The sequence below is a fragment of the Paenibacillus sp. VTT E-133291 genome, assembly GCF_002264395.1.
Classification (GTDB): domain Bacteria; phylum Bacillota; class Bacilli; order Paenibacillales; family Paenibacillaceae; genus Paenibacillus_AQ; species Paenibacillus_AQ nitricinens.
The window spans coordinates 1-12,995 of sequence record NZ_NFVA01000086.1 but is presented as its reverse complement, the minus strand read 5'-3'; the positions used below and the strand labels follow the sequence as shown (position 1 = coordinate 12,995).

At 41.5% G+C, this 12,995-nt stretch carries 7 protein-coding genes and 1 pseudogene; 3 read left to right on the top strand and 5 right to left on the bottom strand.

Annotation, left to right across the window (positions count from 1 at the left end):
* Nucleotides 1–244: 244 nt before the first annotated feature.
* Together CA598_RS25475 and CA598_RS25470 are read left to right on the top strand one after the other, a co-directional pair.
* Entirely contained in the window at nt 245–2,899 is a 2,655-nt protein-coding gene (locus CA598_RS25475) for a cation-translocating P-type ATPase (protein WP_094878336.1), read from the top strand.
* Between the two features lie 319 nt (nt 2,900–3,218).
* The gene (locus CA598_RS25470; RefSeq protein ID WP_094878335.1) at nt 3,219–5,150 is read left to right on the top strand and encodes an ATP-dependent DNA helicase; all 1,932 of its coding nucleotides are present in this window, start codon (nt 3,219–3,221) and stop codon (nt 5,148–5,150) included.
* A gap of 360 nt (nt 5,151–5,510) precedes the next feature.
* Here the strand turns inward: CA598_RS25470 and CA598_RS25465 are convergent, their stop codons facing one another.
* From CA598_RS25465 to CA598_RS25445, 5 genes and pseudogenes are all read right to left on the bottom strand, one after another.
* Nucleotides 5,511–8,171 (bottom strand): ABC transporter permease, encoded by a 2,661-nt coding sequence (locus CA598_RS25465; protein ID WP_094878334.1) that lies wholly within the window; start codon nt 8,169–8,171, stop codon nt 5,511–5,513.
* Entirely contained in the window at nt 8,161–8,847 is a 687-nt protein-coding gene (locus CA598_RS25460; RefSeq protein ID WP_094878333.1) for an ABC transporter ATP-binding protein, read from the bottom strand. The genes CA598_RS25465 and CA598_RS25460 overlap by 11 nt, the downstream gene beginning before the upstream one ends.
* A 104-nt stretch (nt 8,848–8,951) precedes the next feature.
* The gene (locus tag CA598_RS25455; RefSeq protein ID WP_094878332.1) at nt 8,952–10,196 is read right to left on the bottom strand and encodes a HAMP domain-containing sensor histidine kinase; all 1,245 of its coding nucleotides are present in this window, start codon (nt 10,194–10,196) and stop codon (nt 8,952–8,954) included.
* 3 nt (nt 10,197–10,199) lie between these two features.
* Nucleotides 10,200–10,895 (bottom strand): response regulator transcription factor, encoded by a 696-nt coding sequence (locus CA598_RS25450; RefSeq protein WP_094872219.1) that lies wholly within the window; start codon nt 10,893–10,895, stop codon nt 10,200–10,202.
* Nucleotides 10,896–11,015: 120 nt separating this feature from the next.
* A pseudogene (locus CA598_RS25445) lies at nt 11,016–11,940 on the bottom strand (DMT family transporter).
* A gap of 125 nt (nt 11,941–12,065) precedes the next feature.
* Between CA598_RS25445 and CA598_RS25440 the strand changes: the two are divergent.
* A complete protein-coding gene (locus CA598_RS25440; RefSeq protein ID WP_094878331.1) occupies nt 12,066–12,962 on the top strand; it encodes a helix-turn-helix domain-containing protein in 897 nt (298 codons plus the stop codon).
* The last annotated feature ends 33 nt before the right edge of the window (nt 12,963–12,995 follow it).

Here is a 12,995-nt window from a genome sequence, read left to right as displayed (position 1 = left end):
AAAGATTTCACAATATGGACGATTACGAATGATCTTTTTTTAGATATGCGCATACTAAGCTCCATATTTTGAAACTTGCGTCACGTTGAATCGTAAGTTTGAAGATAGGTCCTGAAGTCTACTGATTCGACGAACTGATATACCATACTTGTATAAAACACGCAGTTATGTGCACTTATGCAGTAAATCGAAGCTTATGAGACCTAAAAAAAAGACACAGCACAGCGGAGAGGAGCTATCATTAGTGGAGTATTACCGCAAGAATGTAACAGACAGTTTACAGGAAGTGCAGAGTACAACTAACGGGCTTACGTCGGCAGAAGTCGACAAACGACTGGAACGTGATGGTTACAATGAATTAAAAGGAAAGAAAAAAGATCCCCTCTGGAAGCTTTTCCTTGAAAATTTCAAGGACCCTATGGTGGTCGTACTGCTTATTGCGGCTATTGTCCAGATTATTATGGGTCAAGTTATGGAGTCGCTTATCATTTTCCTCGTGTTGATTCTCAATGCAGTTATAAGTGTCATCCAAACTCGTAAAGCAGAGAGTTCACTCGATGCCTTGCAGCAGATGTCAGCACCCGAGGCTAAAGTGTTGCGGGATGGAGCCTTAAAAACCGTCCCTGCCAGAGAGCTTGTTCGCGGTGATATCGTATTACTGGAGGCTGGAGATTTTGTACCTGCCGACGGCCGCATCATAGAATCGGGAAGCTTGAAGATCAATGAAGGCATGCTGACCGGAGAATCCGAAGCTGTAGAGAAGCATACGGATCCCATCACGAAGGAATCTCCACTCGGAGACCGTCGTAATATGGCGTTTAGCGGTTCTTTGGTTGTATATGGCCGTGGAACTCTTGTAGTAACAGGAACTGCACTGACAACCGAAATCGGCAAAATCGCTGAACTCATTGAGAGCGCCGAAGCCAAGCAGACGCCACTACAGCGTAAGCTCGAAACCTTTAGCAAGCAGCTGGGCGTAGCGATTATCGTGCTGTCCGTTTTGATCTTTGCCATCCAAGCCGGACGTGTTTGGCTGTCGAATGATACAGTAGATACCACGGAAGCCATCCTGAATGCCCTAATGTTTGCAGTCGCTGTGGCAGTCGCCGCTATTCCTGAAGCCCTATCCTCGATCGTAACGATTGTCTTATCCGTAGGTACGAATAAAATGGCTAAGCAGCATGCGATTATTCGTAAGCTACCAGCCGTCGAAGCACTTGGATCAACCAGTGTCATCTGTACGGACAAAACCGGTACGCTAACCCAAAATAAAATGACGGTTGTAGATTACTTTTTACCGGAAGGTGATCGTGATCAATTCAATCAAGAGCCCGAAGAATGGTCTGAGGAAGCCCGGCGCCTCCTACACATTGCCGTGCTTTGTAACGACTCTAACATTAATGAGGATGGTAAAGAACTAGGCGATCCAACTGAGGTGGCACTTATTGCCTTCAGTAACAGCATAAATAAAGATTACAAGGAAATACGCGACAATTTCCCTCGTGAAGCCGAACTTCCTTTTGACTCGGACCGTAAGCTGATGACGACCTTACACACGTTTAACGGACAAAAAGCAGTGATCACCAAAGGCGGACCAGATGTACTCTTTAATCTTTGTACGCATGTACTACTATGTGGACAAGAAGTGCCGATGACACCGGAGGTTCTTAATCGTTTCATTGAAGCCAATGAGGAATTCTCCAGCAGAGCACTACGTGTCCTTGCCTATGCTTACAAAACCGTACCCAATACGGTCACAGAAGTGGGCCTTGAGGATGAACAAAACCTGGTGCTCGTAGGCTTGACAGCTATGATTGATCCCCCCCGGGAAGCTGTCTATGGCGCGATCGCAGAATCCAAGAAGGCTGGAATTCGGACCATCATGATTACTGGTGATCATAAGACAACCGCACAAGCGATCGGACGCGATATCGGCCTTATGACGGAGAAAGAAATTGCCGTAACCGGTCAAGAGCTTGATGCCATGTCCGACGAAGAACTGGATAATAAGCTGGAGCAGATTGGTGTGTACGCCCGAGTCTCCCCGGAGAATAAGATCAGAATTGTCCGGGCGTGGCAGCGAAAAGGCAAAATCACAGCCATGACCGGTGATGGCGTAAATGACGCACCTGCATTGAAGCAAGCAGACATCGGTGTTGCCATGGGTAGTGGAACTGACGTTGCTAAAGACGCGGCTGCCATGATTTTGACCGATGATAATTTTGTATCCATTGTGAATGCTGTATCTGTGGGCAGAACGGTATTCGACAATATCAAAAAAGCGATCGCCTATTTATTTTCAGGCAACCTGGGTGCGATTATCGCCATTCTGTTTGCCCTGATCTTCGACTGGATTAATCCCTTCACAGCGATTCAGCTTCTATTTATCAATCTGGCTAATGATTCACTGCCCGCCATTGCTCTTGGTATGGAGAAACCTGAACCTAACGTGATGAACAGAAATCCAAGAGAACTGAAGGAAGGTATATTTGCCGGAGGAATGATGCAGGCTATTATTACTCGTGGTCTACTTATAGGTATCGCCGTAATTATATCCCTGTATATCGGACTCCAGCATTCCCCTGATATGGGCGTGGCCATGGCATTTACAACCCTGATCCTGTCTCGTACGCTTCAGACCTTTGCCGCTCGCTCGAACAGTCAAACAGCTATTGAAGCTGGGTTCTTCAGCAACAAATACGTCATCGGAGCCGTTCTGGTCTGCTTTGCCTTTTACGGCATTGCAGTTCTTCCAGGGGTTAGAGAAATCTTCTCGATTCCAGCTTCATTCGGAATGTCCGATTGGCTGATTGCAAGCGGTCTGGCACTCGGTGCCGTCATTCTAATGGAATTGACGAAGATTGTTCGCAGAGCGTTTACTCCTAAATCAGCTTCTTGATCACAATTGAACAAAAAGACAAAACAGCGATTCTCCAAGGATGGAGAATCGCTGTTCTTCTGTCATTTACAGATCTAGATTAAAGCATCTGTATTATGATTAGATGAACAGGGTTTAAAATCATTATTTTATATTCTGACACTTGACTGTTAGCGCTTCATCTACGATAATTACAACCTCACCCAAAAAACTGGGACTGGAAGAAAATTGATAGTGAAATGGGGCGGTCGTTATTAGCTGGTTAAGTGATCTATATAAATTACAGAAGCGGGAGCTAGAAAAGGACATCGAACCCTCTTTAGTCAATGCCATCTTTCGGATGTATGATAGATTTCCCAGGATTGGACTTAAAGAGCGGATCGGCCAGCAAGATATGTCTCTGGATATCGCTGATGCTTATATTGATGGTAGAAACGCAATGATTGAAGCTGGAGTCGGCATCGGTAAGTCCTTTGCATACCTCATTCCCAGCCTGCTCATTAACCAAGTCTCAAGGCAACCGATCATTATTGCAACATCCTCCATACAGCTTTCAGAACAGATTCATAAAGATCTGAGATTCATCGGAAGCCGGCTCGGATTTACATCGGTTCGCTCCGTAGTCGGAAAAGGCATGGGGCAATATGCTTGCCGATACAGGGCAACAGACCTTTTACAACCTGATGTTTCAAGCTCTCCTCTGTCTGCGCTCGCCCAGCGTATTGTAAATTATGACATTGATGAGCGAGCAGATATTAAGGGCGGGGTTAGTGATGCAGTATGGTCTAATGTTTGTGTGAATGATTGTAAATTTGAACGATGCCATTATAAAAGCACCTGTTCATTTTACGAAATGAGAGCAAAGATTAACGCCGACGCCAGCGACATGGATTTTATTATTGTCAACCAGGACCTGCTCATCCGTGATTTGATCAAGAAAAAAGAAGGAACGAAGGGATTAATCACTGAACGGCCAGCTCTGATCGTAATTGATGAAGCTCATAATCTGGAAGCAAAGGTTAGAGATGCTAGAACGCTCGAGTTTACATACCGGAGAACCTGCCGTATTCTGGATGACACCTTACAGATTCTCTTCAAACAATCCGCAGATAACGGCCTTTTATCGCAATTTAAATTTTTAAAAAGATGCGTGGGTCATATTTTCAAACAGGTAGAGGCGGATTTACTGCAAACAGCCAAACAAGATAATGACCGGATAAAAGTGTCGGAGATCACAGGGATTCCGTTAAAGCGGGGGGCTCAGGTTTTGAAAGAGTTTAGTCTCAGCTTATCCGTCTTAACTTCCAAGCATGAGCGAGAGATCGATAATCTTTTTGAAGCAATGAACGGACTTATAGATCTCTTTGATGTACTCGCCGGAGTACAGGATAGCTACCTGATCTGGGGAAGCAATACCCAGCGTGAGGCCACTATTAGTATCTGCCCTAAAGGCATAAGCCAGTTTCTTAGGTATACCTTATTTAACGGGAAGACATCTGTTATTTTAACGTCAGCCACCATGTGCCAAACCGGAGAAACACTAGAGGAACAATATGCATATCTGACGCAGTCGCTCGGTTACAAGGGAGATTATATGGAGCGCCAGGCTTCGCCGTTTGATTATGACAACCACACCATGCTGTATATTGCTAAAGATATCCCTTACTACAACCATCAGAACAAGGTAGCTTATCTTGAAGCGGCATACAAGGAAATGCTGAGGCTCTGTAATTTAACCGACGGACGGACATTGGTTCTTTTTTCAGCGAAGGAAGATATGAAGTACATTCATAAGAAGTTAAAATCCGAGAAGCTTGCATGGGCGGTGCATGTTCAAAGAGAAGGATCGTCTCAGGACGGAGTGATCGCTGAATTTCGTGGCAGTAAAGGCGTCCTACTTAGTACCGGTGTATTCTGGGAAGGCGTGAATATCGAAGGTTCTGATTTGTCGCAGTTAATTATTTTCCGTCTGCCCTTCCCTGTTCCTTCCGATCCTGTCTATGAATATAAAGCATCTTTGGCAAAGAATCCCTTAAATGACGTTTTTGTACCGGACATGCTGCTTCGGTTAAGACAAGGAACCGGGCGACTGATCCGTAGTGAGACTGACCTTGGTGTACTCAGCATACTTGATTCCCGTCTGTCTGCTGCTGCGAAAAAGGATTACAGGGATAAGGCACTGGAATCTTTACCCTTTAAAAAGGTTACCGAGGATTTTAGAGTGCTGGAGAAGTTTGTAAAAGAAAAAGAGATACAACTTAGTGATACGTAGAGTGATGAAAAAAAGCAACCCATCCGCAGATAAGTCGCTTCTAAACCCTGTAACGTTATCAGGCAATAAAACTACTTTATGTTTGAATACCCGCACCGCTAATAAATACGCAGGTTTGGCATTACAATCTGCATTGGCGTATTCTAATATTAGGGACTATTTAACCTATTTACATCATGGGATTTAGAAAGTATTGGACTTTGCTTTGTTAAGCAAGCTCATCCGGCGGGTCTCCTGCCTTATATGTGATTTCCGCCAAACTTGTAGCGAATGCCTAGCGCACCTAAAAAGTGCCCAATTTTGCAATACTGCAAAATTGAGCACCATCAAATTCACCCAAGCCGAAAGATATGCTCCTCCCTAATTTTCCCTCCGTAGAGCATCAACGATACTCACTTTATTCAATCTGTACATCGGCCCAATCGTTGCGAGGAAGGTTGTAATCATCGAACCGGCAAAAGCGATGCCGATACTGTACCACGGGAACACCCAATCTGTATCCAAAGCACCTCCAAAAAGGAAGTGTATTCCGTAATTCAGACACGTACCTATGATAATTCCGATAACGCCGGCAAACAAACCATAAAATATGCCTTCTAAAATAATCATTTTCCTTACTTCATGCTGGGTCATGCCGATGGCCTTAAGGGTTGCAAATTCTTTTGTACGAAGAATAAGATTCGTACTTACTGTATTGATAATATTCAGGAAAGCAATTAAAACGATGACACCGATAAAACCGTAAAGTAAAATACTGAAAGTCAATGCGTCGTTTTTAGCTTGGGCAACCTCCGCCACTCTATCCAGATAGTTAAAGCCAGCGTCTTTAACATTTAATGATTTTAAATAGTCCGTGATCGCTTGGTTCGATACATCAGGATTAGCAAGAATAAACATTCTGGCATAAGCGTCAGTACCCATAATATTGGAATATACTTTAGGAGTCGTAATGAAAGAAAGAACTTCACTATCGTTATATTCCTCCGACAACAAATCATGATCGATAATTCCTACCACTGTCACGGTTTGGTATCCTTTTTGACTTCTGTCAAATGTTCGAATTTTGATGCGATCCCCAACTTTAAAATTGGTTTGATCGATAATCATTTGTTTGCCGTCATCCGTAAGCATACTTATTTTTTGTTGTATGATAACGCCGTTTTCCCGGTCCATTTGCTCCTTGTCGATCTTCCCGGACGTGAGTTTTGATTGCAGATCATCCAATCCATTATCCCCATAGGACATGAAGAAGTTATTACTTGTTCGATATCCCTCCCCATCATCAACAACATATCGATCTTTTCTTAATTCGTAATATTTGGGATTGATCTTATCTTTAGGGATAATTGCCATCACTTGATCACTGTAAAATTTGTAGACCTGCTCAACAGCATCAAGCTGGGTAACATGCTGATACACCGTATCATCTATGCGTTTTGAAGGACCATCGTAGGAAATCGAATAAGAATACTGCTTACCTGAGACCTGTGTTGTTTGCTGCATGAATTCAACCAATCCACTAAAGACAATAAATAAAATTATGCTAATAATCATGGAAAAGGCTGTGATCCGGAAACGATTCTTGTTCCGCTGCAAATTTCTGCTGGCGAACTGCCCTACGAAGCCAAACAGCTTTTTAACAAACAAGGACTTGTTGACCTTTGTGATATGTTCAACCTTCGTTCCCCCAGTATTTTTAAGCGCTTCTAGGGGAGATACGCGAGCTGCTTGTTTTGCTGGTCGAATGGCGGAAAGAAATACGCTCAGCAAGCCCAACACCCCAGCAAAGATCAGAATCGGTATGGAAATGACCATTCTCATATCCTTTAAGAAACCTAACGTCAACAAACTGATATAATAGAACAATAACTTCATAAAAAGGGTTCCTGTAAGAAGCCCGATGGGTATGCCGATTAAACTCAGCAGCGTCGCTTCTTGCATCACAATTTTACGAATTTGGTTTGGTGTAGCCCCAATGCATCTCAACATGCCAAATTGTGAAATCCGTTCCAGTACAGAAATATGGAAAGTATTATAAATTACGGCAATCGTGCAGGTCATAATAATTATAATAATAGCAGCGAATGCAAGAATTAGGCTGTGATTCACACCCTCATAAGTGCTTTTGCCATATAATTTAAGCAGCTCATTATTGTACTCAATTCTTATATCCTTAATAAAATTATCCCTACTCAGTTGCATGGCAGAACCTTGTTCGACATTTTCCAACTGTAAAGAGGACATGATAGCTTCCGTTTTCTTCTGAATGTCATTCAAAGATTTCATTTTAACGTAAACGAAGTACTTTTTATTGTTGTCGATGGTCTTGTGATCATCGACAGTAATGGCAGGAAAAATGTAACTGGAAGACCAATTCCCCGTTGGCGGCTTCACAAAGCCGACGATAGTATATTCTTTTTGGGTTTGGGCCTTAAACACCTCGTCAAGATCCCAGCCAAAATCACCAATTCCGCTAATTTTCTTCTCTTCACCGGTGGACGTCACCTTTCGAATTCCAAGCCCTAGCTTTATCGTATCGCCAAGTTTCAGTTTTTCTGAGAAGTAACTCAAACTCGGTGATGAAAGGACAATTTCATTCGGATTTTTAGGCATCCTTCCCGAGTCGAGCTGCACCTGAAGCATGTTTATCGCATTCGCATCATATCCCTTGACATTCAAGTATCGGTAAGGTGCGGCAAACGGATCTTCCCGCTTTTCCTTCTCTGTTGTTTCCTCAATGACAGCATATCCTTCTCTGCTAATGATGCCAGCACTTTTTACGGATGTATTATTTTTCACTTTCGAGACCGCTTCTCCTGTAATGCCATTGATGGAGACGTGATAATCTCCGAAGTCCCGCATAGTTTGTCTGATTGATTTATCCCAATAACTCATCCCGATCGTTCCAATGGACGTAAGCAGTGTAACCGACAAGATAATACCGAAGATCATAAGCAGCGATCTTTTTTCTGCCCCTTTATATATTTCCCGGTAAGGCCTGTATAGCTCTTCAAACCTCACTCACCTCATTTGGCTGTAGGAGGATGCCGTCTTCGATTCTTACGACACGATCTGCGATGTTTGCAATATTTAAGTCATGAGTGATCATGATTAACGTTTGATGATATTTTTTAACGGAGAACGTAAGGAGATCTATAATTTCCCTACTGCTTTTACTATCCAGATTTCCGGTAGGTTCATCCGCTAAAATAATCGATGGTTTATTAATTAAAGCACGACCAATGGCCGTTCTTTGCTGTTGTCCACCTGACAATTCGGATGGAAGATGGTGTCTTCTTTCAGACAGACCTAAGATACCCATCAGTTCCTGTACATAGCCTTCATCTATTTTTTTGTTCTCCAATAACATCGGTAATTTGATATTTTCCTCCGTGGATAGAACTGGAATCAGATTGTAGGATTGAAAAATAAATCCTATTTTCCGTCTTCGGAATACGGCGAGTTCCGCTTCGCTTTTGGTATAAAGATCTGTTCCATCGATGATGACCTGTCCACTAGATGGCTGGTCTACTCCACCTAAAAGGTGCATTAAAGTACTCTTTCCTGATCCACTTGCCCCCACGATAGCAACAAATTCCCCCTTTTGAGCGGAGAAATTGACGTTTTTTATAGCATCCACCTTCGCCTCTTGACTTCCATAAGTTTTGCATAAATTCACAGTTTTCAGTATCTCCACTTTGTTTTCCTCCTGAGTTTATCTTCACTTTGCATGTTTGTTATTATAAACATGCAAGCTTACAATAAAGTGAAGGGGAAGCTTACGTTATCGTAAGCTTCCCCTTATCTATCCCCTTTATTAAACGAAATTCTGAATTTCGTCCCTTGCCCTGGTTCACTAGCAACGGTAATTATACCACCCTGTTCTTCAATAATGGACTTGGATAAAGATAAACCAATACCAATACTTTGTGACTTTGTTGTGCTTCCGCTTCGATAAAACCGTTCAAATATATGAGGTAAATCTTCTGGAGAAATGCCTTCCCCATGATCTTGAATGTGTATCGTTTTAAACAATGAATTTTCTTCTAAAGTAATATCAATTTTACTCTCTGGTGGCGAATGCTCCAGTGCATTTTTAATTAAATTTATAAAAGCTTCAGTCAGCCACTCTTCATCTGCCCAAACGTACATTTGTTGGTCGCCATATATGCGGATCTTCTGCGTTCTTCCCTCGGATAATATTCGCAGCGAATGAACCGCATGATCGATCACTTCCCTTACCAGGATGCGTTCCCTACGAAACTTAATTGCTCCGGCTTCTACTCGTGCCAGCTTCAATAGACTAATGATCAGCCATTCCATTCGCTCTAGCTGCTGTCGGCTCCGTTCCAGAAACTTCATTCTCATTTCTTTTTTCATATGAGGGTCATTCAGCAAATTTTCATTAAAAACGATGAGGGATGCTAGAGGTGTTTTGAGTTGATGTGAAATATCGGAGAGCAGGTTGCGCAGAAATGTTTTTTCTTGTTTGAGTTGCCCAAGACTGTTGTGTAACCTTTCAGCCATCGCATTAAAGTTCCGTCCTAATGCGCCAAAGTCCCCTTCATCGTTTTCCGGAAGTTGCTTTTCAAAATGATGTTCGACAACTAGCTCCGCGGCAAAGGATATGGTTCGAATTTTGCTAAATATTTTGCGGTATTCCCATAACAATAACAGTAGAAATGGAATACTTAATAGCAAAACTTGACTTGCTGTTATCAAGGGTAAAGCATTATTCGCGAGTACAGGCTGATCTCTTTCGGATATATCTTCCTTATAGGCATATTGCGCCAGAATTCGTTTTCCCTCTAAGATTTCATTTTCTTTCGCCCCTTGAGTGATAAAAGGAATAATATCGTTTTCTAACTGAGGAACTTGCTTCAAAACGAAACCTATCAGCGCAGCATTCTGATTAACCACGGCCTTATTTATCTGGTCGACTTGATGACTCATAAAAAAGAACATAAGAACCGCTAGCATAACTTGCATTATAATGACTTTAACGACGATAGACTTCCACTCTGGATTTCGGACAAATTCATTCATGCTTTATCGTCCTATAACAGTTGCATTCCATTTATATCCAACCCCTCGTACAGTAATAATATATTTCGGAGCAGCAGGATTATCCTCAATTTTCTCTCTTAACCTTCTGATATGGACCGAAAGGGTGTTGTCATCAATGAAATCTCCTGACATATCCCATAGACTGTTAAGGATGCTGCTTCTGCTGCAAATTTGTTTGGGGTGAGTCATTAACATCAACAGCAATCGATATTCCAGCCCAGTTAACAAAAGCTCTTGATTGTGTTTATGAACAGTTCCTTCGAGAACCCGAACTTCAATATCATCAGATATCCATCTATCCACTTCATCCTTAAGCTTGGGTTTGCGCCTTAATACGGCTTTCATTCTGGAGATAAGTTCTTTGGTTCGGATTGGTTTGGTCATATAATCATCCGCTCCCAAGTCCAGACCGGCAACAACATTTGCCTCTTCATCCAAAGCCGTCAAGAATATGATGGGGTTCTGAGAGGATACCCTGATTTCTCTGCATAGGTCATACCCTGAGCCATCAGGTAAATTGACGTCTAACAAAATTAAATCGACGGCAACTGTCTTTAATGCTTTTCTGGCTTCTTTTATGCTACCAGCAACTACGACCGTATAACCTTCACTCGTTAAGGTATATTCGATACCAAATGCCAAGTTTTCATCATCTTCAACCAGTAAAATTCGATTCATTGTGCACCTCATTTAACTTAGACCATTTTAAAGAAAGCTTACTTGCTGTCCTGCAGAAAAAATATTTCTATATCATTTCACATCATTTAATCATTATTCTAGATATGCCATAATTACCTATCACCTATTTGATGAAGTATCTCTATTAAAAGCTAAGACAAGAATCATTGCAAGGATGCAAAACGTTCCAATCCATTGGAACCATCCCAAAGGCTCCTTTAACCAAAATACGGTTGTTAATACGGCCGCCAACGGTTCCAAGCTTCCCAAAAGACTGGACTCTTTGGGAGATAAGCTGTTTAAGCTTTCAATATAAAACCAAAAGGCCAGCATCGTTCCAAAAACGATGACGAATATCAAATATAAGCAGGCTTCTAACGGTAAGCCTTTAATATTCATCTGCCAAGGAGGGTGAACAAAACTTAACGCAACTCCTCCAATCAGCATCGCCCAGCCAATAATGACTACTGAGTCATATTTTTCAAGAAAGCGAACAGCATACAAGGTATAGAATGCAAGGGCAATCCCGGATAGTATTCCCCAAACAACTGCATCAGAGGGTACAGATAATTGAGACAATGAGCCATTAGTTAACAAGAAAAAACAACCCAGCAAAGCGAGTGAAACTGTATACATATCTTTCCTTGTGGGAATTGATTGTTTGCGGGCTAATAAGTATAAAATAATCATTACAGGAGCTAAATATTGCAATAACGTAGCTACAGCAGCGTTTCCACTTTCTATCGAAGCCATATAGGTATATCGAAGCCATATAGGTATATTGAACCCCAAGCATACCCACTAATCCAAAAATTAAAAGTTGAAATGATAATTTTTTATCTTTCCAGATCTCAAAAATTTCAGTAGGACCTTTTTTAAAAATGTGAACAATTAGAAGCAGTAATCCTGCGATGAGTAGACGGATTGTAACGAACCAGCCCATATCGATGCCGTATTGTTGGAATAGCTTTTTTGCAACCGTTCCTCCGATTCCCCAAAAAACCGCTCCAGTAATGATGAAAAATATTCCTCTTCCTTTATTCATATGTCAACTCTCCATCAAAGTATTATAAAAGTAGCTTACTTACACTATAATAAAGAGGAAAGCTTTAAATATATACTAGGATCAAATCATAAAATATAAGCATATTGAGATTTGAGGTAATATGGATGCAAACGAAAAACTTTAAGATTGGTCAAAATTTTAAAGAGCTGACAGAACATCGAACTACAGTCTTACCTATCGCATGCTATCGCACAACTATTCGTCAAAACCTAAATGGATATATCCCTATGCACTGGCATGAAGAGTTTCAATTTGTTGTTATCATGAAGGGTCAAGCCATTTTTCAGATCCAAGAAGAAAAAGTGAAGCTGGAAGTAGGTGACGGAATTTTTATTAATAGCGGTTGCCTGCACCTGGCAAAAGATGATAACCACTCACAATGTGAGTATATTTGCTTAAATGTTTCGCCTAGTTTCGTTCTCTCTCAAGAGCTCTTTCGGACTTATGTATATCCTTATATCGAAGCAACTAACTTATCCTATATCATCCTGTCCGCAAGGGAAAGTTGGGCAAAAAACATCCTTGATGCGATTTTGGAAATTGACCGGCTGATCGATCAAAGTCCAGCATTATATGAAATAGATATTACAATGCAGTTAACTCACATATGGAGAAGCTTGGTGGTTAGCGGTTTTAAATTAGAGTACAAAGAAGCAGATATGTTGAAGAACCACAGAATGAAGCAAATGCTGCATTGGATCCATAACCATTTTGCTGAAAAAATCATTTTAGAGGATATCGCAAGGGCTGGGCAATTAAGCCGGTCCGAATGTTGCCGATATTTTAAACGCTTTCTAAAGAAGACACCTATGAATTATTTGATGGAGTACCGTATTCAAAAAAGCCTTATTTTACTGCAACAACCCGAATATAATATTACGGATGTTGCCTATCAGATAGGATTTAATAGCACAAGCTATTTCATCGGTCAATTTAGAAAATCAATGAACATGACACCTTTAGCCTATAAGAAGCAGAAGAAGATAACGTATTATACTTAAAACTTTCATTATAATAACTGCTGGCATCCGTCA